The organism is Nocardioides pollutisoli (assembly GCF_040045055.1).
Taxonomy (GTDB): Bacteria; Actinomycetota; Actinomycetes; order Propionibacteriales; family Nocardioidaceae; genus Nocardioides; species Nocardioides tweenelious.
Genome location: NZ_JBDZDU010000001.1, coordinates 2,126,708 through 2,152,752 on the forward strand (window position 1 = coordinate 2,126,708; position 26,045 = coordinate 2,152,752).

Here is a 26,045-nt window from a genome sequence, read left to right on the forward strand (position 1 = left end):
TGGAAGACTCACAGCAGCGGCGCAAGATGGCCGTCATCAGACTCAATCAGCGGAGGTAACACCCATGGCACGTGCGGTCGGCATCGACCTCGGGACGACGAACAGCGTCGTCGCGGTACTCGAAGGTGGCGAACCCACCGTCATCGCTAACGCGGAAGGCGCCCGCACGACCCCGTCGGTCGTCGCTTTCGCCAAGTCGGGTGAGGTCCTGGTCGGCGAGGTCGCCAAGCGCCAGGCCGTCACCAACGTCGACCGGACCATCCGCTCCGTCAAGCGCCACATGGGCACCGACTGGAAGCAGAAGGTCGACGACAAGGACTTCACTCCGCAGCAGATCAGCGCGTTCATCCTGCAGAAGCTCAAGCGCGACGCGGAGGCCTACCTCGGCGAGACCGTCACCGACGCGGTGATCACGGTCCCGGCGTACTTCTCCGACGCGCAGCGCCAGGCGACCAAGGAAGCCGGCGAGATCGCGGGCCTCAACGTGAGCCGGATCGTCAACGAGCCCACGGCGGCCGCGCTGGCCTACGGCCTCGACAAGGGCGACGACCAGACGATCCTCGTCTTCGACCTCGGTGGCGGCACGTTCGACGTGTCCCTCCTCGAGATCGGCGAGGGCGTGGTCGAGGTCAAGGCGACCTCCGGTGACAACCACCTCGGTGGTGACGACTGGGACTCCCGCGTCGTCGACTGGATGGTCAAGAAGTTCAAGGACAACAACGGTGTCGACCTCGCGGCCGACAAGATCGCCAAGCAGCGCCTCCAGGAGGCCGCCGAGAAGGCGAAGATCGAGCTGTCCTCGTCCGCCGAGACCACGATCCACCTGCCCTACATCACCCACGGCGAGTCCGGCCCGCTGCACTTCGAGGAGAAGCTCAGCCGCAGCGAGTTCCAGAAGCTGACGTCCGACCTGCTCGACCGCACCAAGAAGCCCTTCCAGCAGGTGCTCAAGGACGGTGGCGTCGCGGTCGACAAGATCGACCACGTCGTCCTCGTCGGTGGTTCGACCCGGATGCCGGCCGTCAGCGACCTCGTGAAGGAGCTGCTCGGCGGCAAGGAGCCCAACAAGGGCGTCAACCCGGACGAGGTCGTCGCCGTCGGCGCCGCCCTGCAGGCCGGTGTCCTCAAGGGCGAGGTCAAGGACGTGCTGCTCCTCGACGTCACCCCGCTGTCCCTCGGCATCGAGACCAAGGGCGGCGTGATGACCACGCTGATCGAGCGCAACACCACGATCCCGACCAAGCGGTCCGAGATCTTCACGACCGCCGACGACAACCAGCCGTCGGTCGAGATCAAGGTCGCCCAGGGCGAGCGCCAGATGTGGGGCCAGAACCAGCCGCTCGGCAACTTCGAGCTCACCGGCCTCCCGCCGGCTCCCCGCGGCATCCCGAAGATCGAGGTCACCTTCGACATCGACGCCAACGGCATCGTGCACGTCTCGGCGAAGGACCAGGGCTCCGGCAAGGAGCAGTCGATGACGATCTCCGGCGGCTCCGCGCTGTCGAAGGACGACATCGACCGGATGGTCAAGGACGCCGAGCAGTACGCCGAGGAGGACGCCAAGCGTCGCGCCGCGGTCGAGACCCGCAACCAGGCCGACCAGCTCGTCTACACGACCGAGAAGTTCCTGTCGGAGAACGCCGACAAGCTGCCCGAGGACGTCATGACCGAGGTCCAGGCCGACGTCGACGCCCTCAAGGCGACGCTCGAGAACCCCGACGCGAGCGCCGACGAGCTCCAGGCCGGCGTCACCAAGCTCGGTGAGTCCAGCCAGAAGATGGGCGCGGCCATGTACGCCGCCGCCGAGGCCGACGCGGCCGCTGCCGGTGGCAGCGACGGCTCGACGGGCGAGGCCGACGACGACGTCGTCGACGCCGAGATCGTCGACGAGGAGCCCACGGACACCGCGGACGGCGAGACCAAGTGACCGAGCCGTCCCAGGACGAGCAGGTCACGCCGCAGGCGGCTCAGGAGCCTGAGGAGCAGGAGACCCCTGCTCCTCAGGCCGACGAGCCGGCTGTGGTCGAGGACGAGCTCGTCGTCGCGCAGCGCAAGCTGGAGGAGCGCACCGCCGACCTCCAGCGGCTGCAGGCCGAGTTCGTCAACTACAAGCGCCGGGTCGACCGCGACCGCGAGCTGATCAAGGAGAACGCGACGTACACCGCGCTCGCGCCGATCACCGAGGTGCTCGACACCATCGACCGGGCTCGCGAGCACGCTCCGCTGGACGGTGGCTTCAAGGCCGTGGCCGACCAGCTCGAGCGGGTCGTCGCGGGCGTCGGGCTCACCAAGTTCGGCGCCGTCGGCGACGCCTTCGACCCCAACATCCACGAGGCCCTCTCCCACATCGGCGAGGATCCGGATGTCACGGTCACCACCTGCAAGGTGGTCGCCAAGGCCGGCTACCGGATCGGCGACCGCGTCGTTCGCGCGGCGCAGGTGCTGGTGGTCGATCCCCCGAGCGGTCCGACCGCTGAGTAAGGGTTTCGACACGCTCAACCACCGAAGGACGAGGAGGGAGGTGCGCGCATGAGTACCACTGACGGGATGCGGGCCGACTGGGCCCAGAAGGACTTCTACGCCGAGCTCGGCGTCAAGAAGGACGCGACGAGCGACGAGATCAAGAAGGCCTACCGCAAGCTGGCGCGCGCCAACCACCCGGACTCCAACCCCGGCGACACGGCCAAGCACGACAAGTTCAAGGCGGTCGCCGAGGCCTACGACGTCGTCGGTGACGCCGACAAGCGCAAGAAGTACGACGAGATGCGCTCGTCGTTCGGCTCGGGCGGCTTCGGCTTCCCGGGCGGCGGTGGTGGCCAGGGCGGGGTCGGGTTCGACATCAACGACCTGCTCCGTGACCGCGCCGCCGGCGGGGGTGGCGGCTTCGGCGACATGTTCGGCGACCTCTTCGGTCGCGGACAGCGTCGGGCCACCCGGCCCCAGAAGGGCGCGGACGTCGAGACGACGGCGACGATCAGCTTCACCGACGCGATCGAGGGTGTGACCGTCTCGCTGCGGCTCACCTCCGACGCGCCGTGCCCCGACTGCCGCGGCACCGGTGGCAAGCCCGGCACCAAGCCGCACGTCTGTCCCGAGTGCGAGGGCGCCGGCTTCGTGGTGTCCTCCGCCGGGGGCGCGTTCTCGATCAACGAGACCTGCCCGATGTGCGGCGGCCGCCAGCTCGTCTACGACGAGTCCTGCCCGACCTGCCACGGCAGTGGCCGCGGCCTGTCCGCCCGGACCATCCAGGCGCGGATCCCCGCCGGGGTGAAGGACGGCCAGAGGATCCGGCTGCGGGGCAAGGGTGCGGCGGGCGAGAACGGCGGACCCGCCGGCGACCTCTACGTCGTCGTGAAGGTGTCGGGCCACCGGCTCTTCGGCCGCAAGGACGACAACCTCACCCTCGACGTACCCGTCTCGTTCGACGAGCTCGCGCTCGGCGCCGACATCAAGATCCCGGTCCTGGGTGGGGCTCCGGTGACCCTCAAGGTCCCGGCGGGCACCCCCAACGGCCGCACCTTCCGGGTGCGCGGCAAGGGCGCGACCAAGTCCGACGGCACCAAGGGCGACCTGCTCGCGACCGTCGAGGTGCAGGTCCCGGCGGTGCTCGACGCGGCGGCCCGTGAGGCCGTCGAGGCCTACCGTGCGGCGACCGCGAGCAAGCCGCTCCGTTCGAAGCTCTTCGACGAGGCCTGAGCGCGATGGCCCGTTCTCCCTTCGAGGCGCCCGGACCCGACGCCGCTGTCTACGTCATCAGCATCGCGGCCGAGCTGAGCGGCCTGCACCCGCAGACCCTGCGCACCTACGAGCGGATGGGCCTGATCGTCCCGGCCCGCACCGGCGGCGGCGGTCGCCGCTACACCCATCGCGACGTCGAGCTGCTCCGCGAGATCAGCGAGCTGACCTCGTCGGGCATCGGCATCGAGGGCGTACGCCGGATCCTCGACCTCGAGAACCGGATGGCCGCGCTGGTCCAGCGCAACCAGGAGCTGGTCGCCGAGCTCGAGGCCACCCGCGACGCCCTGCGCCGCACCCTGGCCGCGCGCAGCGGCGACGGCCCGCCCAACAAGCTGCCGGTCCTGCGGCAGCCCGAGCCCGGCCAGTCGGTCGTGGTCTGGCGTAGAGGGCGCTGATCCGGGGAAGGATCCCGGCATGGTCATCGCGTGGGCAGTCCTCGTCGTGGCGCTCATCGTCCTGGCCTGGTCGGTCGTGAGCTACCGCTCGGTGGCGGTCGAGCTCGCCGCCCGACCCGAGCAGGAGTACCACGTCGCCGGGCTCGACAAGTCGGCTGAGGTCGGTCGGCACGCGACCTGGGGAGTCACCCCCTGGCGGATGCGCCGGCTGCGCCGCCGGCTCGACGAGGCCGCGGTGAAGATCGCGGCGTTCGAGGCCGAGGAGCGACGGCGGCGAAATCGTCAAAGTTGAGTGGAACAGACTCAACTCTGCGGGCGTTGAAACAGATGGCGGGCACACGGGGTGTCCGACCATCGACGTACGCAGGAGAATGACGCCATGAGTCAGTTCGGCGCCGAGAAGTTCACCACCCGGAGCCGCGCGGCCATCGAGGCCGCCCAGCTCGCCGCGACCACCGCCGGCAACACCCACACCGAGCCCTTGCACCTGCTGGTCGCGCTGCTGCGCCAGGAGGACGGCACCACCCGCAACCTGGTCACGAAGGCCGGCGTCGACGCCGCCGCGCTGACCTCCCGCGCCGAGGCCGCGATGGCCGCGCTGCCGACCGCGAGCGGGCAGACGGTCCAGCAGCCGTCCGCGTCCGCGGCCCTCACCCGCGTGCTCGCGGGTGCGCTCGACCTGGCCGCCGGGATGAAGGACGAGTACGTCGCGACCGAGCACCTGCTCATCGCGATCGCCGGCACCGAGAGCAGCGCCCAGACCCTGCTCCGCGACGTCGGCCTCACCGAGGAGGGGCTGCGCGAGGGTCTCACCGCCGTGCGCGGCAACCGGCGCGTGACGAGCCAGGAGGCGGAGTCGACGTACGAGGCCCTGGAGAAGTACTCCGTCGACCTCACGACCGCCGCCGAGGAGGGTCGTCTCGACCCCGTCATCGGCCGCGACGCCGAGATCCGCCGCGTCATCCAGGTGCTGTCGCGGCGTACCAAGAACAACCCGGTCCTCATCGGTGAGCCCGGCGTCGGCAAGACCGCCGTCGTCGAGGGGCTCGCCCAGCGCGTGGTCGCAGGCGACGTGCCCGACTCGCTCAAGGGACGTCGGGTGCTGAGCCTCGACCTGGCCGCGATGGTGGCCGGAGCGAAGTACCGCGGCGAGTTCGAGGAGCGGCTCAAGGCCGTCCTCGAGGAGATCAAGGACGCCGGCGGGCAGGTCATCACCTTCATCGACGAGCTGCACACGGTCGTCGGCGCGGGCGCCGGCGGCGACTCCGCGATGGACGCCGGCAACATGCTCAAGCCGATGCTGGCGCGCGGCGAGCTGCACATGATCGGCGCGACCACGCTCGACGAGTACCGCGAGCGGATCGAGAAGGACCCCGCGCTGGAGCGTCGCTTCCAGCAGGTCTTCGTCGGGGAGCCCAGCGTCGAGGACACCATCCAGATCCTGCGCGGCATCCAGGAGAAGTACGAGGCGCACCACGGCGTGCGGATCCTCGACTCGGCGCTGGTCGCGGCCGCGACGCTGTCCGACCGCTACATCAGCGGTCGCCAGCTGCCGGACAAGGCGATCGACCTCATCGACGAGGCCGCCTCTCGGCTGCGGATGGAGATCGAGTCCTCCCCGGAGGAGATCGACCAGCTCCGCCGCCAGGTCGAGCGGCTCAAGATGGAGGAGTTCGCGCTCCAGAAGGAGACCGACGACGGGTCGCGCGAGCGGCTCGAGCACCTGCGCGCCGACCTCGCCGACAAGGAGGAGTCGTTGCGCGCCCTCGAGACCCGCTGGGAGCAGGAGAAGTCCACGCTCGAGGGTGAGGGCGAGCTCCGCCGCCGCCTCGACGCCGTGCGCGTCCAGGCCGACCGGCTGATGCGCGAGGGCAAGCTCGACGAGGCCAGCGAGCTCCTCTACGGCAAGATCCCCGAGCTCGAGAAGGCGCTCCACGCCGCGGCCCAGACGGCCGAGTCGACCGTCGAGCCGCTCGTCGGCGAGCAGGTGGGCCCGGAGCAGATCGCCGAGGTCGTCGAGGCCTGGACCGGTATCCCGACCGGCCGGATGCTCGAGGGCGAGACCGCCAAGCTGCTGCGCATGGAGGACGTCATCGGCGAGCGGCTCGTCGGCCAGCGTGCCGCGGTGACCGCCGTGAGCGACGCCGTACGCCGGTCGCGGGCCGGCATCAGCGACCCCAACCGACCCGCCGGCTCGTTCCTCTTCCTCGGCCCGACCGGGACCGGCAAGACCGAGCTGGCCAAGGCGCTGGCCGACTTCCTCTTCGACGACGAGCGGGCGATCGTCCGCATCGACATGAGCGAGTACTCCGAGAAGCACGCGGTCGCTCGCCTCGTCGGTGCGCCGCCCGGCTACGTGGGCTACGACGAGGGCGGGCAGCTCACCGAGGCGGTGCGCCGGCGCCCCTACTCCGTGGTCCTCCTCGACGAGGTCGAGAAGGCCCACCCGGAGGTCTTCGACATCCTGCTGCAGGTGCTCGACGACGGCCGGCTGACCGACGGTCAGGGCCGCACCGTCGACTTCCGCAACACCCTGCTCATCCTGACGAGCAACCTCGGCTCGGCGTACCTCGTCGACCCGACGCTCGACCCGGACAAGAAGCGTGAGGCCGTGCTGGCCACCGTGCGCGCGTCGTTCAAGCCGGAGTTCCTCAACCGGCTCGACGAGATCGTGCAGTTCGACGCGCTCGGTCGCGACGAGCTGACCCACATCGTCGACCTGCAGCTCGCGCTGCTGGAGAAGCGGCTGGCGGTGCGCCGGATCTCGATCCAGGTCAGCGACGCCGCGAAGACGTGGCTCGCCGAGACGGGCTACGACCCGGCGTACGGCGCCCGCCCGCTGCGCCGCCTCATCCAGTCGTCGATCGGCGACCCGCTCGCCAAGATGCTGATCGGCGGCGAGGTCGGCGACGGCGGCAAGGTCGGGGTCGACCGGGTCGAGGGCGCGGAAGGTCTGGTCCTCACCACCGCGTGATGGAATGACGCCGTGACCGAGCCGACCCCCGAACGCCCCCGCCAGGTGACCCTGGCCGCGTGGCTGATCATGGTCGGCTCGGCCATCGTCGTCGCGATGGTGTTCGAGCGGATCTCGGGGCTCGGCACCCTGGAGACGCAGGAGTCCATCCAGGACTTCCTGTCGACGCCGCCCGGATCGGACCTCGGCATCGGCGTCGACGGCGTGGTCAGCCTGCTGCGCACCACCGCGATGGTCGCGGCGGGCTGCGCGACGGCGGCCGGGATCCTCGGCTACCAGGTCCTCCGTCGCAGCAAGAGCGCCCGGCTCGCCCTCACGGTGCTGGCGGCGCCGCTCTTCGTCACCGGGATGGTGACCGGCGGGTTCGTGTCGTCGCTGGTGGCCGCGTCCGCCGTGATGCTGTGGCTGCAGCCGGCCCGTGACTGGTTCCGCGACGGCACGATGCCGGCGCCGCGACCGGCGAGGCCCGCGGTCGCCGCACCTGCTCGGGGGCTCTCGACGAGCTCGACCGTCGGGTTCGGCTCGACCACCGTCCCCGTCGTCACCCGCCGGCCGCCGGCCGTCGTGTGGGCCTGCGTGCTGACCTGGATCCTCTGCGGTCTCGTGGCGTTCGGGGTGGTCGTCAGCGCGATCACGATCGCCCTCGACCCCGAGGTGATCCTCGACGAGGTGCACAGGCAGAACCCCGACCTGGCCGCCCGCGGCGTCACCGACTCGATGCTCGAGGTCGCGACGTACGTGATGGCCGCCGGCATCGTGCTCTGGTGCGTCGGCGCCGCCGCGATGGCCGTGCTGGTCTACCGGCGCGTGGCGTGGGCGCGGATCGTGCTCATCGTCTCGGCCTCGGTCGCGGCGGGCCTCAGCCTGATCGGCACCGCCGTGGGTGGTTTCGCCCTGGTCTTCCCGCTGGTCGGCGGCGCCGTCACGATCGCGCTGCTGCTCCGCCGGGACAGCCGGCCCTGGTTCGACCGTCCGTCGGGGTAGTCACGGACGTAGTGGTGGCAGATTTGCCCGCAGGACCACCACAACGTCCGTGACTACGCCGACAGGTCGACCCCCGCGAGCCGGCGCAACCCCTCCTCGATCACCCCGGGCTCCTTGCAGAACGCCCAGCGGACGAGCTGACGACCGGAGTCCGAGTCGTAGAAGCCCTGGGTCGGGATGGCGACGACGCCGGCGCGCTCGGGCAGCGCCCGGCAGAAGGAGAGGCCGTCGGCCCAGCCGAGCGAGCTGATGTCGGTGGTCGCGAAGTAGGTGCCCTCGGGGGCGCGTACGTCGAGGCCGACGTCCGCGAGTCCCGAGCAGAGCAGGTCGCGCTTCGCCTGCAGCTCCTTCGCCAGGGCGAGCGGGAAGTCGGGCTCCTCGTCGAGCGCGAAGGCGACCGCCGGTTGCAGCGGTGAGCCCGAGGTGAAGGTCAGCCACTGCTTCGCGGCCAGCACCGCACCGACCAGGGAGGCCGGGCCGGTCGCCCAGCCGACCTTCCAGCCCGTGAACGAGTAGGACTTCCCGGCGCTCGACAGCGTCAGGGTCCGCTCGAACATGCCGGGCAGGGTCGCGAGCGGCACGTGCTCGCTGTCGTCGTACGTCAGGTGCTCGTAGACCTCGTCGGTGATGACGACGAGGTCGTGCTCGATCGCCAGGTCCGCGACGGCCTGCAGCTCGGCCCGGGTGAGCACGGTGCCGGTCGGGTTGTGCGGTGAGTTGAGCAGCACGAAGCGGGTGCGCGGCGTGACCGCGGCGCGCAGCTCGTCGACGTCGAGCCGGAAGTCGGGGGAGCGCAGCGTGACGGGACGGCGTACGCCGCCGGCCATCTGGATCATCGCGGTGTAGGAGTCGTAGTAGGGCTCGAGCACGACGACCTCGTCGCCGGGATCGACCAGTCCGAGCAGCGCGGCTGCGATCGCCTCGGTGCAGCCGGTGGTCACCACGACCTCGGTGTCCGGGTCGAGCTCGATGCCGTAGTGGCGCGCCTGGTGACGAGCGATCGCCTGTCGGAGCGCGGGGACGCCGAGACCGGGGGCGTACTGGTTGAGCCCGCCCTCGAGGCTCGCGACGGCCCGGGCGATCACGTCGGGCGGGCCGTCGACGTCCGGGAAGCCCTGGCCGAGGTTGACCGCCTGGGTGCGGACGGCGAGCGCGGACATCTCCGAGAAGATCGTCGGGGGGATGCCCTCGAGGCGTTGAGCCAGCATGCGCCCGACCCTAACGCCGCCGATAAGGTGCTGGCGTGGACGAGACGCTTGCTGCCGACATCGACGCGATCTGCCGACTGACCGGGGAGTTCACGCTCCGCTCGGGCCAGCAGGCGACGGAGTACTTCGACAAGTACCTCTTCGAGGCCGACCCCGCCCTGCTCCTGCGGGTCGCCCGGGAGATGGTCGACCTGCTGCCGCCCGACACCGACCTGCTCGGAGGCCTGGAGCTCGGCGGTGTACCGATCGCGACCATGGTCAGCAGCCTGACCGGCCGTCCGGCGCTCTTCGTGCGCAAGAAGGCCAAGGAGTACGGCACCTGCAAGCTGGCCGAGGGGCCGGACGTCGCCGGCCGCCGGGTCACCCTGATCGAGGACGTGATCACCACCGGCGGGGCCGTCCGCGACGCGACGAACGCGCTGCGCGACGCCGGCGCCGTCGTCGAGGTCGTGGTGTGTGCGATCGACCGCAGCCCCGAAGGTCAGAACCCGCTCGAGGACGTCGGTCTCGAGGTGCGCCCCGTGCTCACCAAGGCCCAGCTCGACGCTGCTCGCGGGTAGGTCAGGGCTTGTCGGTCGCCTGGACCGGCTCGGGCAGCTCGAGGTCGGTGGTGATCTTCATGCGCGCAGCCGCGTTCTTGTGGCGCCGGTGCCGGAGCCACTCGATGCCGAGCGGCACCACGGTGAACGCCAGGATCGCGAGCGTGACGTAGTCGATGTTGTCGGCCAGCCACGGCACGGTCGTGCCCAGGAAGTAGCCGAGCAGGGTGATCGTGAAGACCCACAGCACGGCGCCGATCGCGCTCCACGTGAAGAAGACCCGCCGGTCCATCCGGGTCACGCCGGCGACCACGGTGATGAAGGTCCGCACGAACGGCACGAACCGGCCGATGACCAACGCCTTGGTGCCGTGCTTGTCGAAGAAGCCGCGCGTCTGGTCGAAGTACTTCCGCTTGAGGATCCGACCGTCGCGCTCGTAGAGCGGTGGGCCGATCTTGCGGCCGATCTCGTAGCCGACCACGTTGCCGAGGAAGGCTGCCGCCGAGAAGATGGCGAGCGCCACGACGAGGTCGATGGCGTGGTGGCCAGGGACGATGCTGACCCGGTCGGTGGCGATGAAGAGACCCATCGCGAAGAGCAGCGTGTCGCCCGGCAGGAACGGGAAGAACAGCCCGCACTCGATGAAGACGATCAGCACGCTGGCCCAGAAGAACCACGGCCCGAACCAGTCCAGCAGCTGCTGGGGGTCCATCCAGTCCATGCCGAGCAGCATCGGCTGCCCCAACAGGACCATGTTCACACCCCAACGGTACCTGCCGGCACCTGACGAGGTGGGAGGAAGGCCCGACCGATCCCCTACCGTTACCGACGTGCCCGACGCCGTTCACCCGGAAGGCCCCGACCCGGGGACCGCCGACGACGAGAGGGCGCCGTACGACCCGATGCCGCACGGCCCGCCGGAGGTGGGGGTCGGACCCTGGGAGGGACCCTGGCCGACCGGTCCGGAGTACGACGAGCGGCTGCTCGCCGAGGGCGACCGGCGCAACGTCGTCGACCGCTACCGCTACTGGACGGTCGAGGCGATCGTCGCCGACCTGGACACGCGACGGCACGACTTCCACGTCGCGATCGAGAACTGGCAGCACGACTTCAACATCGGGACGATCGTCCGGACCGCCAACGCGTTCCTGGCGGCCGAGGTCCACATCGTCGGCAACCGGCGGTGGAACCGGCGCGGGGCGATGGTGACCGACCGCTACCAGCACGTGCGGCACCACCCGAGCGTCGCGGACCTCGCGGCCTACCTCCACGAGCGCGACGTCGTGCTGCTCGGCGTCGACAACCTCCCGGGGTCGCTGCACCTGGAGACGACCGAGCTGCCGCGTCGGGTCTGCTTCCTCTTCGGGCAGGAGGGGCCGGGCCTCTCCGAGGGCGCGCGGGACGCGTGCGACGGGACCTTCTCGATCGCGCAGTTCGGGTCGACCCGCTCGATCAACGCCTCGTCGGCCGCCGCGATCGCGATGCACGGCTGGGTCCGGCAGTACGCCGACCTCTCCGGCGACGACGCGTGGCGGGGCTAGCGCTGCTCGGCGAGCACTGCGCGCAGCGACTCGATGCCTCGCGAGCTGTGGCTCTTCACGGTGCCCTGGCTGATCCGCAGCTCGTGGGCGGTCTCGGCGACCGACAGACCGAGCCAGTGCCGCAGCACCACGACCTTGCGCTGCATGGTGGGCAGCGCCTGGAGCGCCTCGAACAGCGCCGAGCGCTCCTCGACCGGCAGCGGCTCGCGGGCTGGGGTCTCGGCGTGCGGCAGGCCGACGGCCTCCCGACGCCACGGCCGGCGGTGCTCGTCGACGTCGGCGCGCACGAGGATCGTGCGGACGTAGGCCTCCTCACGCCCGTCGCGGACGATCCGCGGCCACGCGATGTACAGCTTCACCAACGCGGTCTGCACCAGGTCGTCGGCGCGGTGCCAGTCGCCGCACAGGGCGTAGGCGACCCGGCGCAGGTGGGTGCGCCGGGCGCCGACGAACTCCGAGAACGCCGCGTCCCGCTCTGCCGGGCTCACAACAGCCCACCCCCGCCCTCGGCGTACCGGCCCCGGGCGTAGTCGAGGAAGTCGGCGAGGGTCGACCCGCCCTCGGCGGCGCTCACCGCGATGTACTGCGGGGCGTCGCCCGGGAGGTGGCGGGCCAGCACGTAGTAGCGCTCGCCCTCGTAGCGGACCTCGGCCACAGCGCTCAGGTCGTCGGCCGCGGCGAAGCTGTCGCCCACCTGCGGGTGTGGCCGCTGCTGGAGCAGGGTGACCCCGTCCTGGGCCTCCAGCCGCGCGCTCTGGCCGGCGAAGCGCACCAGCTCCAGGTCGACCCGGCCCGGCCACTCGGCGGACGAGGTGCCCCCACCCGTGCCCCGGTCGGAGCCCTGGACGGCCTTCTGCTCGAGCACCCAGTCCCGGAACGACACGTCGTCGCGCGCCGGGGTCATCACTCCTCCGCCACCTTGGTCGGGCTCGTAGTAGCCGACGTACCAGTGCGGCTTGCCGTCGACGAGATAGATAACGGCAGCTGACGTCGACGGGGCGACCCGCTCGAACGGGTTGGGGATCGCGACGGTCACCTGGGCGTCCGGCCAGACGTGCACCGAGCCGTCGCGGGCGAGGACGACCGGGGTGGAGCGTCGCATGCTCGGGTCGGGCACGAGGACCACGCCGTCGACCTCGGTGTCCTGCGGGGTCTGGCTCGGCGACGAAGCCGGCGGGCCGAGAGGTACGCCGGTGCTCTCGCTCGGTCCGCTGTGGAGGACGGCGGAGGTCGAGATCGCCACGACCGCGACGGCGAGCGTCGCGGCCCCCGAGGCGAGCCGTCGGCGGCGCAGCGCCCGGTGGCCGCGGTCGAGCAGGACGGCGGTGTCGTCGATCGCCGGGCCGTCGCCGAAGGAACGGTCCAGCTCGTCGCGGAGGTCGGTGTCCATGTGAGTGATACGCAGGTCGAGGGCGATCGGTTGTCACGCTACGGCGAGGAGTGCTCCTCCGCGAGAGCCTGCCGCAGGGCCTCGAGGCCGCGGCTGGTGTGGCTCTTGACCGTGCCCTGGCTGATGCTGAGCTCCATCGCGGTCTCGGCGACCGAGAGGTCGAGCCAGTGACGGAGCAGGACCGTGCGGCGCTGCATCGGCGGCAGCTGCTGGAGCGCCGCGAACAGCGCCTCCCGCTCGTCGAGAGGCAGGTCTGCCCGGGCCTCGACCTCGGGTGTCTCGGCGGCCGGCTGCTCACGTCGCCACGGGCGTCGGTGCTCGTCGATGTTGGTGCGCACCAGGATCTGCCGGACGTACGCGTCCTCCCGACCGTCGCGGTGAACGCGCGGCCACGCGACGTAGAGCTTCGTGAGCGCCAACTGCAGCAGGTCGTCGGCCTGGTGCCAGTCGCCGCAGATCGCGTAGGCGATCCGGAGGAGATGGGCCTGCCGGGCCGAGACGTAGTCGACGTACTCCTCCTCCCGCGTCCGTCGCGGCGCCCACCAGCTCACGAGCGACCGCCCAGCACGCCCTCGGAGCGGACATGGTCGACGAACCCGTCGAGCGTGGCTGCGTCGCCCTCGAACGGATAGGTGACGATGAGCGCCTCGGTGGTCGAGCCGGATCCCGGACGCGTGACGACCCACCACTGCTCGTTGAACTCCTGGAGCTCCGCCACGGCGTAGTCCTCGCCGAGCTCCGGCGCCGGTCGCTGGTCGATGATCCGGGTGCCGTTGAGAAGGGTGAGGTGCGAGGGCGTGCCGGTGACGAGATCGGGGGTCCACGCTCCGGTCTTGCGAGCGACCTGGACGTCGAGCCAGGTGTCGAAGTCCGCGTATCCGCTGCCAGCGGCGGCGTTGCTGGTGGCGGCCGAGGATCCACCACTGCCTTCGTGCCAGTAGATCAGCTCCCACTCCACGTCCGTGCCGTCGGTGACGACGAGGCCGGCGGAGTCGGTCGGCGGGTCGAACTCCCCATCGGGAGCGACCGTGAGCGGGTCCTGGACGGTGCGCACGATCCGCCAACCGTCGCGGACCACCAGCGAGCCGTCGTCGAAGTCGTAGGCGGCGTCGACGTGACCCGGGATGTCCACGCTGCCGAGGATCATGTCGGCCTTGCTCAGCGGCGTTCCGGAGGTCGGCGCGCTCGGCTCGGTGGTGGCGCGTCCGGTCCCGGTGATCGGGGGCTCGGTCGACGTGGCGCCCTGCGGGAGTGCCCAGGCCACTGCGCCGACCACGGCCGCTGCCGCGACGCCCGCCACTCCTGCCGCCACCCGGCGTCGCCGCAGGGCACTCCTGCCGGCCTCGACGCGCTGCTGCACGGGCTGCTGGGTCGCGGGACTCGGCTCGATCGCGTCGTCGATGAGCTGCTGCCAGTCCATGGTGTTGCTCCTCCGGGTGGGCACGCTGTCACCAGGATTACGAGACGGGTCCGTGATCGGTTGTCACGCTACGCACTAGGGTCGGGGACAGACGTCCCGATCTTCCCGAGGAGCTCCACGATGCCCATCGCCACGCCCGAGAAGTACGCCGAGATGCTGGATGCCGCCAAGGCGAACGCCTTCGCGTTCCCGGCCATCAACGTCTCGTCGTCGCAGACCCTGAACGCCGCGCTGCAGGGCTTCGCCGAGGCCGGCGCCGACGGCATCATCCAGGTCTCGACCGGAGGCGCGGACTACCTCTCCGGGCCGACGATCAAGAACATGGTCACCGGCTCGGCCGCGTTCGCGGCGTACGCCGCCGAGGTCGCCAAGAACTACCCGGTCAACGTCGCGCTGCACACCGACCACTGCCCCAAGGACAAGCTCGACGGCTTCGTCCGGCCGCTGCTCGACATCTCCGTCGAGAGGGTCGCGCGCGGTGAGCTGCCGCTCTTCCAGTCGCACATGTGGGACGGGTCCGCCGTGCCTCTCGAGGAGAACCTGCAGATCGCCCAGGAGCTGCTGGCCAAGTGCGCTGCTGCCCACATCATCCTCGAGGTCGAGATCGGGGTCGTCGGCGGCGAGGAGGACGGTGTCGAGGGTGGCGGCGGCGAGCAGCTCTACAGCACGCCCGAGGACGCCCTGGCCACCGTCGAGGCGCTGGGGATCGGCGAGAAGGGCCGCTACCTGACCGCACTGACCTTCGGCAACGTGCACGGTGTCTACAAGCCCGGCAACGTCAAGCTGCGCCCCGAGATCCTCAAGACCGCCCAGGAGGCCGTGGTCGCCAAGCTCGGCCTCACGGCCGGCTCGAAGCCCTTCGACCTGGTCTTCCACGGCGGCTCGGGCTCGACGGCCGAGGAGATCGGCGCAGCGGTCGACTACGGCGTCGTGAAGATGAACGTCGACACCGACACGCAGTACGCCTTCACCCGGCCGGTCGCGGCCCACATGTTCACCAACTACGACGGCGTGCTGAAGGTCGACGGAGAGGTCGGCAACAAGAAGGCCTACGACCCGCGCGCCTGGGGCAAGGCCGCAGAGGCCGGCATGGCCGCCCGGGTCGTCGAGGCCTGCGAGAACCTGCGCTCGGCCGGCAAGTCCGTCGGCTGACGTCGCCGGACGTCATACGGTCGGTGCAAGGGGACACACCGTCCGTATGACGTCCGCGCGGTCACTCCGCGACGACCACCGGAGCCTCCCCGGCGAAGCCGGAGTGGTTGGGTCGCTCGTAGAACATGACCGCGACCAGCCCGACGGCGTAGAGAAGCGCAGGGAGCAGCAGCGAGTGCTGCATGGCCTGTGAGAACAGGGTGGCGACCGCTGGGTCCGCGATCTGGTCCGCTCCGGCATCGCCCTGCGCCGAGGCGCCGGGCAGGTAGTGCGCCAGCATGCTGTCCATGAGGACCGCGATCGCGGCCGAGCCGATCACGGCGCCGACCTGGCGCGTGGCGTTGTAGACGCCGGAGCCGGCACCCGCCAGCTGCATGGGCAGGTTGCGGGTGGCGGTCGCGGCCGTGGGTGCCCAGATGAACGCGTTGCCGATGCCGACGAGCACCTGGAAGACGCAGATCTCCCAGATCGCCGCGTCGGGAGTGAGGCGCCAGGTGATGAGCAGCATGCCGACGAGGCTGATCGCGAAGCCGAAGCCGAGGATGATCCGCGGGTGGATCCGGTCGGTGAGGTCACCGACGGGCTTGGCCAGCAGGATCGACATGATCGCCATCGGGAACAGCAGCAGTGCGGCATGGGTCGGGTCGAAGCCGCGCACCGCCTGGGCCCACAGCATCAGCGGGTAGCCGAACGAGGCGCCGATGAAGCCCATCACGCTGATCGCCACCGTCGAGACCGAGAAGTTGCGGTCGGTGAAGAGGCTGAGCGGCACCAGGGGCTCGCGCTTGTTGGCTCGCTGCCAGAGGACGAACGCGACCATGAGTGCCGCGCCCGCGACGATCATCGCGATGATCCAGGCGGCCCACTCCTGCTGGTGACCCTCCTGGATGCCGAAGGCGAGCAGGAAGAGCCCGAGGCCGGACAGGGCGACGCCGAGCCAGTCGAAGACGTGCTCGTGCGTCGGCAGGCTGGGCACCAGCCTCCACGCCATGACGAAGGCGAGGACGCCGATGGGCACGTTGACGAAGAAGATCCACTCCCAGCCGAGCCCGTCGGTGAGCACGCCGCCCAGGATCGGCCCGACGACCATGGCGACGCCGGCGGTCGCGCCCCAGACGGCCATCGCCTGGCCCCGGGTCTGTGCCGGGAAGATCCGCGTGATGATCGCCATCGTCTGCGGCGTCATCAGGGAGGCACCGAGACCCTGGACCACGCGGGCCAGGATGAGTGCGCCGACGGTGTCGGTCAGCCCGCACCACAGCGAGGCCAGGGTGAAGACGACCAGGCCGGCGAGGTAGAGCCGCTTGGACCCGAAGCGGTCGCCGAGGCGACCGGTGATCAGGACCGGGACGGCGTAGGCGAGCGTGTAGGCGCTGGTGACCCAGACGACGTCGTTCACGGACGCGTCGAGGTCCTCGATGATCGTCGGCGTCGCCACGGTCACGATCGTCAGATCCACCAGGATCATGAAGAAGCCGAGGACGAGCGCGAAGAGCGCGGGCCAGGGCTTCTTGCCGCCGACCAGCGCAGGGGCTGGAGTGGTCTCGGTGTCGGTCACGGGAGAAGTCAACACCCGACCATGGACAATCGGCCCATGAGTTCTTTCACAGGCAACGACCTGATGGCCGGCCCGCCCCCCACCCACCTTCCCGAGGACCCCGCGGCGGCCGATCTCGTCCCCGGCGCCGACGTCATGGAGGTGGTCGCCAAGCACCCCGACTCCCCGCTCGCCTGGTCGACGCTGGCGGCGCTGGCCGCCGACGACGGCGACGACGTCATCACGATCTACGCCTACGCGCGGGTCGGCTACCACCGCAGCCTCGACATGCTCCGCCGCAACGGCTGGAAGGGCCACGGCCCCGTCCCGTGGGAGCACGAGCCCAACCGCGGCTTCCTGACCTGCCTCGCCCTCCTCGCGCTGGCGGCGCGCACCATCGGCGAGACCGCCGAGTGGGAGCGGTGCTCGGAGTTCCTGCGCGACTCCAGCCCGACGGCGTACGACGAGCTGCTCGCCGGGGCCGAGGACGACGACTAGTCCCGAGCGAGCCTGACCAGGTCCGCCGCCGGCCCGCTCGGCCGGCGCGCGGGCAACCACACGGCCCTCAGCGCCCGTCCGAGGTCGAGGTCCCGCACGGCCACGACGACGAGCTGTCCGGTCGCGACCTCGGTCTCGACGGCGAGCTCGCTGAGCACGGCCGGGGCGGCGCCCTCGGCTGCAGCGGCCTTCACCGCCGCCGTGCTCGCCAGCTCCAGGAGCGTCGGCCCGAGCTCGAGACCCTCCCGTGCGAGGGCGCGGACCAGCGTCTCGCGGGTGCCGGAGCCCTCCTCGCGGAGCACGAGCCCGCCGTCCACCAGCTCGCCGGGCGAGACCGGCGTACGCCGTCGTGCCCACGGGTGGTCGCGCGCGACGACCACGACCAGGGAGTCGCGCGCGACCGTGGTCGACGCCACGGTGCGCGGCAGGGTCGGTGACTCGACGAACCCGAGCGGCACAGCGCCCGCGACGACCAGGTCGATGACCTCGTGGGAGTTGCCGACCTGGAGGCTGACCCGGAGGTCGGGGTGGGTGCGCCGGAACCGCGCGAGCCAGCGCGGCGCGAGGTACTCCGCCACCGTCAGGCTCGCCGCCACGCTCAGGTGCGCGGCGCGCGCCTCGGCCAGGGAGCGGGCGCCCATCGTCACGCGGTCGACGCCGGCGAGGGCCTCGCGCGCCCAGGCGACCACGACCTCGCCCTCGGTCGTGAGGGTGGACCCGCCCGGTGTGCGGACGAGCAGCGAGAGCCCGAGCTGACGTTCGAGACGGCTCAATGCCCTGCTGGCGTTGGGTTGCGCCATCCCAATGCCCCGGGCCGCAGCGCCGAGGGACCCGGACTCGGCCACCCGGACCAGCAGGTCCAGGGAGGTGAGATCGGGGCGGCTACTCATGCGCCGATGATATGCCCTGGTCTGTGCTCATATCACCAACGCATGGGTTGGGGCTCGATTGACGGCTACCGCGAAGCCGTCGTGGCGACCACCGTGGAGCCGTGGTCACCACACGCCTGCCCGGACTCGCGCTCGCCGCCCTCGGCGGTGGTGCCGCGCTGCTCGGTCATGCGTTCGTGCCGGTGCTGAGCCCGACCCTGATCGCGATCGTGCTCGGGATCGTCGTCGCCGCGACCGGACGTCTGGGCGACCCGTCGCGCCCCGGGCTGAAGGTGGCCTCGCGCCAGGTGCTCCGCGTCGGCGTCGCGCTCCTGGGGCTCCAGCTCCTGCTCCCTGAGATCGTCGCGCTCGGCTGGCCGATGCTGGTCGTCATCGGGGGCGTGGTGGTGGTCGGGATCGTGGGGACGCTCGGCCTGGGCCGGCTCCTCGGCGTACCCGCCGAACGGGCGCTGCTGGTCGCCTGCGGCTTCTCGATCTGCGGCGCGGCGGCGGTGGCCGCGGTCGAGGGCGTACGCCGGTCGAAGGACGAGGACGTGGCGACGGTGGTCTCGCTCGTGGTCGTCTTCGGCAGCGCGGCGATGCTCGGCCTCCCCCTGCTCGCGGTGGGTGTCGGGTTCGACCCGACCGCGGCGGGTGCCTGGTCGGGCGCGTCGATCCACGAGGTCGGCCAGGTGGTCGTCGCCGGCGGCCTGGTCGGGGGAGCGGCCCTCCAGGTGGCGGTCGCGGTCAAGCTCGGCCGGGTGCTGATGCTCGCGCCGGTGCTCGCGGTGATCTCCTACCGGTCGCGGCGTACGGCGGTGACGCGGCCGCCCCTGGTGCCGGCGTTCGTCCTGGCCTTCGTGGCCTGCGCGGCGGTGCGGACCTTCCTGCCGGTGCCAGCCGTGGTCCTCGATGCGGCCGGTTGGGTGCAGGCGGGTGCCCTCGCCACCGCGATGTTCGCGCTCGGCTGCGGTCTCGAGCCGGCCGCGCTGCGTCGTACCGGCCGACCGGTGCTGGTGCTGGCGGCAGGCGCGACGGCGCTCGTCGCCCTGCTCGGCCTGCCGGCCGCCTTCGTCGCCGGCTAGGCCGGCGGCGTCAACAGCAGCCGGACCTTGTCGGCACCCAGCGCGAGGAACAGCGTGGGCAGCCGCGGCCCGCGGTCGGCGTCGACGAGCAGGTTGTAGAGCAGCTTGAAGAAGGCCTTCTGGTCCTGCTTCACCTGGTCGGTCGGGGCGTCGTCGAGACCGAGGCCGCGCGCCAGCTTGGGCACGCCGTAGATGAGCGAGGTGGTCGACTCGAGCTCGAGGTGGTCGCCCATCCGGTCGAGCAGCTGGCGCAGCCAGAGCTCCTCGTCCTCGTTCAGCGCCGCGAGCCGGGCGGTGTCCGGGGTCTCCCGCACCGTGGTGCGGTCCTCGGCGGGCACGTAGTCGGCGGTCCACGTCATCGCCTTGCCGAGGCGCGGCTCGAGGTCGGCGACCGACGCGTGCTCGTGGCCGACGTCGCTCACGATCCGGCTGATCAGGTCGGCGCTGCCGGCGGTCACGTCGGCGACCGAGGACAGCAGGCGGAACGGCACGACGACCGCCGGGGTCGGCAGCGTGCCGGCCGAGGTGGTCGACGACGCGCGCTCGAAGGCGAGCACCTGGGCGTCGCGCTTCGACGCGTCGGCGGCCTTCTTGCCGAGGGCGTCCCACTCGTCGTAGAGCCGCACCACCTCGGCGCCGAAGTCGACGTTGAAGGCCTGCTTGGGCGCGCGGCGTACGTAGAGCCAGCGCAGGATCGGCGCCTCGAGGATCTGCAGCGCGTCGGCCGCGGTCGGGACGCCGCCGCGCGAGGACGACATCTTCACCTGGCCGCCAGCGCCCACGAAGGAGTAGCCGACGAAGGACGGCGCACGGCCGCCGTACAGCTTCACGAGCTCCTTGCCGACGGTGTACGACGAGCCGGGGCTCGCGTGGTCGACGCCGCCGGGCTCGAAGTCGACGCCCTCGAATTCCCAGCGCATCGGCCAGTCGACCTTCCAGACCAGCTTGCCCTCGTTGTCCGTCGACAGGTTGGTGACGCCGTCGTAGGAGCAGGCGGTGCAGGTGTAGGAGAGGTCGGTCGTGTCGTCGTCGTACGCCGTGATGATCGTGGTGTCACGGCCGCAGTCGCGGCAGTAGGGCTTGAAGGGGAAGCGCGCGAGGTCGTCGGTGGCGCCCATTCCGGTCAGCCCGGACTCGTCGTCGTTGGCGACGGAGTCGGCCATCGCGGCCGCCTCCTCCTCGCTCTCCGGGGCCGCGGCGGCGGCCTTGGTCCGGTAGCGCGCCATCACGGTCTCGATCTCGCCGCGTCGGCGTACGGCGGTGAGGATCTGCTCGCGGTAGGCGCCGGCGCGGTACATCTCCGTCTGGGAGATCTGCTCCATCTCGACGCCGAGCTCGCGCAGCGAGTCGACCAGCGGCTCCTTGTAGTGCTCGGCCCACGACACGTGGCAGCCCCACGGATCGGGTACGGCGGACAGCGGCCGCCCGATGTGCTCGGACCACGACGGGTCGATGCCGGCCGGCACCTTGCGGAAGCGGTCGTAGTCGTCCCAGCTGTGCAGGTGGCGGGCCGGGATCCCGCGACGCTTGATCTCCTCGGCCACGAAGTGGACGGTGAGGAACTCGCGCAGGTTGCCCAGGTGGACCGGCCCCGACGGGCTGGCCCCGGACGCGCAGGTGATGACGTGGTCGCCGAGGTCGTCGCCGTAGCGGTCGTGGGCGTGCCGGATGGCGTCGTCGGCGGCGCGCGTCACCCAGTCGGTGGGATCGCCCTGGTTGCCTCGTGCCATCGCTGCGCCTGCTCCTGTTCGCTGTCGGGACAGTCGAACGCTACCGGGCGAGGCAGGCGGGCCCGGCGGTGGAGGGTGCCGGGCCCGCCGCCCAGTGGCGGGCCCGGCACGCCTTGCGCTGCGCGTCCTTCACACACGACCGATCCCCCGATGTGGGTCGTGCGGCCGGGTCGCAGCCTGAGTCCCGCACCTCCGGCCCGCGCGAGGGGATCCTGGCACTGACCCTTCGTTGCCACCGGGGTAAAAACGGACGGTGGCACTAAGATGCCACGATGGCGCGAACCACACCGGCCACCGTGCTCACCGCCCTCGGCTTCTCCGCGGACCTCGACCGCACCTACCAGCGGCTCCGGTCCCAGTCCGGACGCGACCTCGCCCGGGTCGCCGCGTCGATGCTGCGTACGCCGGACGAGCTGCTCGAGGAGCTCGCTCCCCTCGTCTACGCCGGGGTGGTCCGGGTCGACGGTGCGACGGTCCAGGTCGCCACCCCGGTCGAGGTGCTCCGGATCATGCTCGCCGCCCAGTCCGCCCAGGCCGAGCGCGCGCACCGCGGGCTCGACGAGATCACGGCGGCGATGTCGGTGCTCGGCGCCGAGGAGATCGGATCCGTGCCGGGTGACCTCGACTCCAGCAGGCCGCTCGAGGGCGAGCTCGCGAGCGGGGGCGACATCTACGGCTTGGTCCGGTCGCTGGTGCTCCGGGGGACGGGCGACCTGCTGTGGATGCGCCCCGACCAGTGGCGGGGACCGCGGGAGGACCGGATGATCGCGCTGGTCGGCGAGGCGATCGCCCAGGGACGCCGTTCGCGGGCGATCTACCCGGTCCGCGCGCTGCACGACGCCCCCGCGGCACTGGCCGGCCGGATGGCCGTGGGCGAGGAGGTCCGGCTGCTGCCCGAGCTGCCCTCGCGACTGCTCGTGATCGGCGACTCCCACGCCGTCCTGCCCGAGCCGCTCGGCTTCGCCGACTCGCCTCTCTCGGTGGTCCGCCAGCAGGGCGTCGTCCAGGCGATGACGCTGTGGTTCGAGCTGCTCTGGGACCGCGCCGTCGTCCCCGACCTCGAGTCGGGTGAGCCGCGGCTCGACCTGCGGCGGTTCATGCTCGAGCAGATGGCGCAGGGCGTCCACGACGAGCAGATCGCCCGCCGGCTCGGGATCAGCCTGCGCACCGTGCGCCGCCGCGTCGCCGCCCTGATGAGCGAGCTGGGCGCCGACTCGCGGTTCCAGGCCGGCGTCGAGGCGGCCCGACGCGGGTGGGTCTGATCTCGATACGCCCGTCGCGACCTCCTGCGTCGGTCGCGGGGCTACTCGATCTGGCTGCTGGGTCCGGGCCTGGGCAAGCCCAGCCCTGGGCAGCTCACGGCAGTAGGAACTCGTACGCCGCCGGCTCGACGTGCCAGGTGCGCTGGCGCTCGGGCCCGTAGATCTCGCCGTCGGCGCTGCACCAGAACGGACCGCCCGACACCGAGACCGTGCTGCCGCGCAGGTAGGTGACGTCGTCGCGGTGGTGGTGGGTCGCGAAGCCGAGGCGCGCGGCGTAGAGGGTCCGGGCGAGCATCCCGGCGGAGCGGGCCACCATCACGTCGAGGTGCCCGTCGCCGGGGTCGGCGTCCGGGGTGAGCTCGGTGCCGCCGCCGACGGACGACCCGTTGCCGACCGCCACCTGGAGCACCGGCTCGTCGAGGTCCTGGACGACCTTGCCGTCGACCTCGACCCGGACCCGGACCATCGGCGGCTTCAGGGCCGTGAGCGCCGCGCCGATCGGGTAGCCGATCCGGCCGAACCGCTCCTTGAAGCTCGCACCCCGACGGCTGGCCTCCGCGCCGGCGCCGACGTGCACGCCGTTCACGACCACCTCGCCGACCTCGTCGACGACCAGGTCCATCGGGCGCGGACGGTTGCGCAGCACGACCTTGGCGGCCTCGGCGATGTCGAGGGGGATGCCGGTGCCGCGCGCGAAGTCGTTGCCGGTCCCGAGCGGGAGCAGGCCGACCACGGTGCCCTTGAGGTCGTGGCGGCGGTAGAGCGCCGCGATCACGGCGTGCAGGCTGCCGTCGCCGCCGGCGACGATGATGTGCCGGGACCCGGCACGGTGGAGGACCCCGTCCAGCTCACCGGGGTTCGACGTCGCGGCGACCTCCACGGAGGCACGCTTGCGCAGCACGCCGAGGGCGATGTCGAGGCTCTCCTCGTCCGAGCTGCCGGCGTCGCTGTTGGTGATGACGAGAAGTGGGTCCACCTCGCGGACAGTAGTCGAGGCTTCGTGGCGCAGGGTCACCCTTTGGTAGCCTCTGGTCGCAAGAGCTCCGGTGCTGTTGCGCCGGGGCTGTTTTGTTTGTCCGAAGGAGCGAGATGCCCGCGATCGCCATCATCGGTGCCCAGTGGGGCGACGAGGGGAAGGGCAAGGCCACCGATCTGCTCGGTGACCGTGTCGACTACGTCGTGAAGTTCAACGGCGGCAACAACGCAGGCCACACCGTGGTGATCGGTGACGAGAAGTACGCACTGCACCTGCTGCCGAGCGGCATCCTCAGCCCCGGCGTCGTCCCGGTGATCGGCAACGGCGTCGTGATCGACCTGGCCGTCCTCTTCGAGGAGCTCGACGCGCTCGTCGCCCGCGGCGTCGACGTGAGCAAGCTGAAGGTCAGCGCCAACGCGCACGTCATCGCGGACTACAACCGCACCCTCGACAAGATCACCGAGCGCTTCCTGGGCTCGCGCCGGATCGGCACGACCGGCCGCGGCATCGGCCCGACGTACGCCGACAAGATGAACCGCATCGGCATCCGCATCCAGGACATCTTCGACGAGAAGATCCTGCGCCAGAAGGTCGAGGGCGTCCTCGACCTCAAGGGCCAGGTCCTCACCAAGATCTACAACCGCCGACCGGCCACCGTCGACGAGACCGTCGAGGAGCTGCTCGCCTTCGCCGACCGGCTCGCGCCGATGGTCTGCGACACCGGCCTGCTGCTCAACCAGGCGCTCGACCGCGGCGAGACCGTGCTGCTCGAGGCCGGTCAGGCCACCCTGCTCGACGTCGACCACGGCACCTACCCGTTCGTGACGTCCTCGTCGGCCACGTCCGGCGGTGCCTGCACCGGCTCCGGCATCCCGCCGACCCGCCTCGACCAGGTCATCGCGATCGTCAAGGCCTACACGACCCGCGTCGGCGAGGGTCCGTTCCCGACCGAGCTCGACGACGAGTTCGGCGAGCACCTGCGCAAGATCGGCGCCGAGTTCGGCACCACCACCGGGCGCCCCCGGCGCTGCGGTTGGTACGACGCGGTCATCGCGCGCTACGCCGCACGGGTCAACGGCGTCACCGACTTCGTGCTCACCAAGCTCGACGTGCTCACCGGTCTGGAGCAGGTGCCGGTCTGCGTGGCGTACGACGTCGACGGCGTCCGCCACGACGAGATGCCGGTCAACCAGACCGACTTCCACCACGCCGTGCCGATCTACGAGTACTTCCCCGGCTGGTGGGAGGACATCTCCGACGCCCGCACCTTCGAGGAGCTGCCGGCCAACGCCCGGGCGTACGTCGAGGCCGTCGAGGCGATGTCGGGGGCGCGCATCTCGGTGGTCGGCGTCGGCCCCTCGCGGGCTGCGACGATCGTGCGGCACGAGCTGATCTGAACGCCGTGAAGACCCTCGTGATCGGCACCGGCGGCCGCGAGCACGCGCTCGCCCTCGCCCTGTCGCAGGACCCGAGCGTCACCGAGGTGCACGCGGCTCCCGGCAACCCGGGCATCGCCGCCGTCGCGACCCTGCACGAGGTCGACCCGATGTCGGGATCGTCCGTGGCCGACCTGGCCGTCGCGCTCGGGGTCGACCTCGTCGTGGTCGGACCCGAGGCCCCCCTGGTCGCGGGTGTCGCAGATGCCGTGCGGGATCAGGGGATCGCGGTCTTCGGGCCGTCTGGGGCGGCGGCCCGGCTCGAGGGGTCGAAGGCGTTCTCGAAGGGCGTGATGGAGGCGGCGGGCGTGCCGACCGCCGGGTCGCGCACGTGCACGACCCCCGACGAGGTCGCGGCCGCGCTGGACGAGTTCGGTGCGCCGTACGTCGTGAAGGACGACGCGCTCGCGGCGGGCAAGGGTGTCGTCGTCACGCGCGATCGCGACGAGGCGCTCGCGCATGCCGCCGGCTGCGACCGGGTCGTGGTCGAGGAGTTCCTCGACGGCCCGGAGGTCTCGGTCTTCGCGATCTGCGACGGGACCACGGCGTACGCCCTGCAGCCCGCCCAGGACTTCAAGCGGATCTTCGACGGCGGCCGCGGGCCGAACACCGGCGGCATGGGTTCCTACACGCCGCTCGCCTGGGCGCAGCCCGACCTGGCGGCCGTGACGTTGGAGCAGGTCGTCCGGCCGACGCTCGCGGAGATGGGCGACCGCGGCACGCCGTTCGTCGGCTGCCTGTACGTCGGGCTCGCGCTGACCGACAAGGGCCCGCGGGTCATCGAGTTCAACGTCCGCTTCGGCGACCCGGACATCCAGCCGGTCCTGGCGGTGCTCGACTCCCCGCTCGGTGAGCTGCTGGCGGCCGCGGCCGTCGGTCGGCTCTCGCACGTGCCCGCCCCGGTCTTCCGCGACGAGGCCGCCGTGACGGTGGTGCTCGCCTCGGCCGGCTATCCCGAGTCGTCGTCGAAGGGTGACGTCATCACCGGCGCCGACCTGGCCGAGCAGCGCGACGGCGTCGACGTCATCCACGCCGGGACGGCGCTGGCCGGCGACGACCTCGTCACGGCTGGTGGGCGCGTGCTCGCCGTACGCGCCGTCGGGGCCGACGTCGCGACCGCGCGCGCCACGGCGTACGCCGCCGCGGACCTGGTCACCTTCCCGGGCATGCAGCGCCGCAGCGACATCGCCGCCGAGCCGCTGGGTGTCGTCGAGGGCGCCTCCCTCCGTTGAGTCGAGACTTCTGACGGTTGAATCGAGACTTCCGTTGGTTGAGTCGCGACATTTCTCTCGACTCAACCAACGGAAGTCT

At 71.3% G+C, this 26,045-nt stretch carries 25 protein-coding genes; 15 read left to right on the forward strand and 10 right to left on the reverse strand.

The genetic code is table 11. The features are described from left to right. The first annotated feature begins 64 nt into the window (after positions 1-64). From dnaK to ABLE68_RS10345, 7 genes are all read left to right on the forward strand, one after another. Positions 65-1,927 (forward strand): molecular chaperone DnaK, encoded by a 1,863-nt coding sequence (gene dnaK, locus ABLE68_RS10315; protein WP_348871236.1) that lies wholly within the window; start codon positions 65-67, stop codon positions 1,925-1,927. Next, the gene (gene grpE, locus ABLE68_RS10320; protein WP_348871237.1) at positions 1,924-2,481 is read left to right on the forward strand and encodes a nucleotide exchange factor GrpE; all 558 of its coding nucleotides are present in this window, start codon (positions 1,924-1,926) and stop codon (positions 2,479-2,481) included. The genes dnaK and grpE overlap by 4 nt, the downstream gene beginning before the upstream one ends. A gap of 48 nt (positions 2,482-2,529) precedes the next feature. Continuing rightward, positions 2,530-3,696 (forward strand): molecular chaperone DnaJ, encoded by a 1,167-nt coding sequence (gene dnaJ, locus ABLE68_RS10325; protein ID WP_348871238.1) that lies wholly within the window; start codon positions 2,530-2,532, stop codon positions 3,694-3,696. A 5-nt stretch (positions 3,697-3,701) separates the two neighbouring features. Next, the gene (locus ABLE68_RS10330; RefSeq protein ID WP_348871239.1) at positions 3,702-4,133 is read left to right on the forward strand and encodes a heat shock protein transcriptional repressor HspR; all 432 of its coding nucleotides are present in this window, start codon (positions 3,702-3,704) and stop codon (positions 4,131-4,133) included. A gap of 19 nt (positions 4,134-4,152) precedes the next feature. After that, positions 4,153-4,425 carry a hypothetical protein gene (locus tag ABLE68_RS10335; RefSeq protein WP_348871240.1) on the forward strand — a complete coding sequence of 91 codons (273 nt, stop codon included), beginning with the start codon at positions 4,153-4,155 and terminating at the stop codon, positions 4,423-4,425. A gap of 87 nt (positions 4,426-4,512) precedes the next feature. After that, entirely contained in the window at positions 4,513-7,107 is a 2,595-nt protein-coding gene (clpB, locus tag ABLE68_RS10340; protein ID WP_348871241.1) for an ATP-dependent chaperone ClpB, read from the forward strand. Between the two features lie 12 nt (positions 7,108-7,119). Continuing rightward, positions 7,120-8,091 (forward strand): hypothetical protein, encoded by a 972-nt coding sequence (locus ABLE68_RS10345; protein WP_348871242.1) that lies wholly within the window; start codon positions 7,120-7,122, stop codon positions 8,089-8,091. A gap of 53 nt (positions 8,092-8,144) precedes the next feature. On the opposite strand, the gene ABLE68_RS10350 is transcribed toward ABLE68_RS10345, so the two are convergent. After that, entirely contained in the window at positions 8,145-9,299 is a 1,155-nt protein-coding gene (locus ABLE68_RS10350; RefSeq protein WP_348871243.1) for a pyridoxal phosphate-dependent aminotransferase, read from the reverse strand. Between the two features lie 35 nt (positions 9,300-9,334). On the opposite strand from ABLE68_RS10350, the gene pyrE reads away from it, so the two are divergent. After that, positions 9,335-9,859 (forward strand): orotate phosphoribosyltransferase, encoded by a 525-nt coding sequence (pyrE, locus tag ABLE68_RS10355; protein WP_348871244.1) that lies wholly within the window; start codon positions 9,335-9,337, stop codon positions 9,857-9,859. Position 9,860: 1 nt separating this feature from the next. Here pyrE and ABLE68_RS10360 read toward each other — a convergent pair whose 3' ends face one another. Continuing rightward, positions 9,861-10,592, reverse strand: coding sequence for a DedA family protein (locus ABLE68_RS10360; RefSeq protein WP_348873255.1), 732 nt, complete (start codon positions 10,590-10,592; stop codon positions 9,861-9,863). Positions 10,593-10,740: 148 nt separating this feature from the next. On the opposite strand from ABLE68_RS10360, the gene ABLE68_RS10365 reads away from it, so the two are divergent. Continuing rightward, positions 10,741-11,379 carry a TrmH family RNA methyltransferase gene (locus ABLE68_RS10365; protein WP_348873256.1) on the forward strand — a complete coding sequence of 213 codons (639 nt, stop codon included), beginning with the start codon at positions 10,741-10,743 and terminating at the stop codon, positions 11,377-11,379. Here ABLE68_RS10365 and ABLE68_RS10370 read toward each other — a convergent pair. Genes ABLE68_RS10370 through ABLE68_RS10385 form a run of 4 tightly spaced genes read right to left on the reverse strand, consistent with a single transcriptional unit; the run spans position 11,376 to position 14,189 of the window. Further along, positions 11,376-11,867 carry a SigE family RNA polymerase sigma factor gene (locus ABLE68_RS10370; RefSeq protein WP_348871245.1) on the reverse strand — a complete coding sequence of 164 codons (492 nt, stop codon included), beginning with the start codon at positions 11,865-11,867 and terminating at the stop codon, positions 11,376-11,378. The two genes, ABLE68_RS10365 and ABLE68_RS10370, sit on opposite strands and share 4 nt — an antisense overlap. Further along, positions 11,864-12,769, reverse strand: coding sequence for a hypothetical protein (locus tag ABLE68_RS10375; protein WP_348871246.1), 906 nt, complete (start codon positions 12,767-12,769; stop codon positions 11,864-11,866). The genes ABLE68_RS10370 and ABLE68_RS10375 overlap by 4 nt, the downstream gene beginning before the upstream one ends. A gap of 38 nt (positions 12,770-12,807) precedes the next feature. Beyond that, positions 12,808-13,320, reverse strand: a complete 513-nt coding sequence (locus ABLE68_RS10380; protein WP_348871247.1) for a SigE family RNA polymerase sigma factor — start codon at positions 13,318-13,320, stop codon at positions 12,808-12,810. Next, positions 13,317-14,189, reverse strand: coding sequence for a hypothetical protein (locus ABLE68_RS10385; RefSeq protein ID WP_348871248.1), 873 nt, complete (start codon positions 14,187-14,189; stop codon positions 13,317-13,319). The genes ABLE68_RS10380 and ABLE68_RS10385 overlap by 4 nt, the downstream gene beginning before the upstream one ends. Before the next feature lie 120 nt (positions 14,190-14,309). On the opposite strand from ABLE68_RS10385, the gene fbaA reads away from it, so the two are divergent. Further along, positions 14,310-15,341, forward strand: coding sequence for a class II fructose-bisphosphate aldolase (gene fbaA / locus ABLE68_RS10390; protein WP_348871249.1), 1,032 nt, complete (start codon positions 14,310-14,312; stop codon positions 15,339-15,341). Between the two features lie 61 nt (positions 15,342-15,402). Here fbaA and ABLE68_RS10395 read toward each other — a convergent pair whose 3' ends face one another. Continuing rightward, a complete protein-coding gene (locus tag ABLE68_RS10395; protein ID WP_348871250.1) occupies positions 15,403-16,899 on the reverse strand; it encodes a DHA2 family efflux MFS transporter permease subunit in 1,497 nt (498 codons plus the stop codon). Positions 16,900-16,935: 36 nt separating this feature from the next. Between ABLE68_RS10395 and ABLE68_RS10400 the strand changes: the two genes are divergently transcribed. Then, complete coding sequence (locus ABLE68_RS10400; protein WP_348871251.1) at positions 16,936-17,376, forward strand: DUF3151 domain-containing protein; 441 nt, start codon at positions 16,936-16,938, stop codon at positions 17,374-17,376. Here ABLE68_RS10400 and ABLE68_RS10405 read toward each other — a convergent pair. Then, positions 17,373-18,266, reverse strand: a complete 894-nt coding sequence (locus tag ABLE68_RS10405) for a LysR substrate-binding domain-containing protein (protein ID WP_348871252.1) — start codon at positions 18,264-18,266, stop codon at positions 17,373-17,375. The two genes, ABLE68_RS10400 and ABLE68_RS10405, sit on opposite strands and share 4 nt — an antisense overlap. A 101-nt stretch (positions 18,267-18,367) precedes the next feature. Here ABLE68_RS10405 and ABLE68_RS10410 point away from each other — a divergent pair, with 101 nt between their 5' ends. Next, positions 18,368-19,330 carry a YeiH family protein gene (locus ABLE68_RS10410; RefSeq protein WP_348871253.1) on the forward strand — a complete coding sequence of 321 codons (963 nt, stop codon included), beginning with the start codon at positions 18,368-18,370 and terminating at the stop codon, positions 19,328-19,330. Here ABLE68_RS10410 and lysS read toward each other — a convergent pair. After that, a complete protein-coding gene (lysS, locus tag ABLE68_RS10415) occupies positions 19,327-21,060 on the reverse strand; it encodes a lysine--tRNA ligase (protein WP_348871254.1) in 1,734 nt (577 codons plus the stop codon). The two genes, ABLE68_RS10410 and lysS, sit on opposite strands and share 4 nt — an antisense overlap. Positions 21,061-21,332: 272 nt before the next feature. Here lysS and ABLE68_RS10420 point away from each other — a divergent pair, with 272 nt between their 5' ends. Further along, entirely contained in the window at positions 21,333-22,322 is a 990-nt protein-coding gene (locus tag ABLE68_RS10420) for a helix-turn-helix transcriptional regulator (RefSeq protein ID WP_348871255.1), read from the forward strand. Between the two features lie 94 nt (positions 22,323-22,416). Here ABLE68_RS10420 and ABLE68_RS10425 read toward each other — a convergent pair whose 3' ends face one another. Then, positions 22,417-23,298, reverse strand: a complete 882-nt coding sequence (locus tag ABLE68_RS10425) for a diacylglycerol/lipid kinase family protein (RefSeq protein WP_348871256.1) — start codon at positions 23,296-23,298, stop codon at positions 22,417-22,419. Between the two features lie 113 nt (positions 23,299-23,411). Here ABLE68_RS10425 and ABLE68_RS10430 point away from each other — a divergent pair, with 113 nt between their 5' ends. After that, positions 23,412-24,695 (forward strand): adenylosuccinate synthase, encoded by a 1,284-nt coding sequence (locus ABLE68_RS10430; protein ID WP_348871257.1) that lies wholly within the window; start codon positions 23,412-23,414, stop codon positions 24,693-24,695. Next, complete coding sequence (gene purD / locus ABLE68_RS10435; protein ID WP_348873257.1) at positions 24,692-25,966, forward strand: phosphoribosylamine--glycine ligase; 1,275 nt, start codon at positions 24,692-24,694, stop codon at positions 25,964-25,966. Before ABLE68_RS10430 ends, purD begins: the two co-directional genes overlap by 4 nt. Positions 25,967-26,045 lie beyond the last annotated feature (79 nt).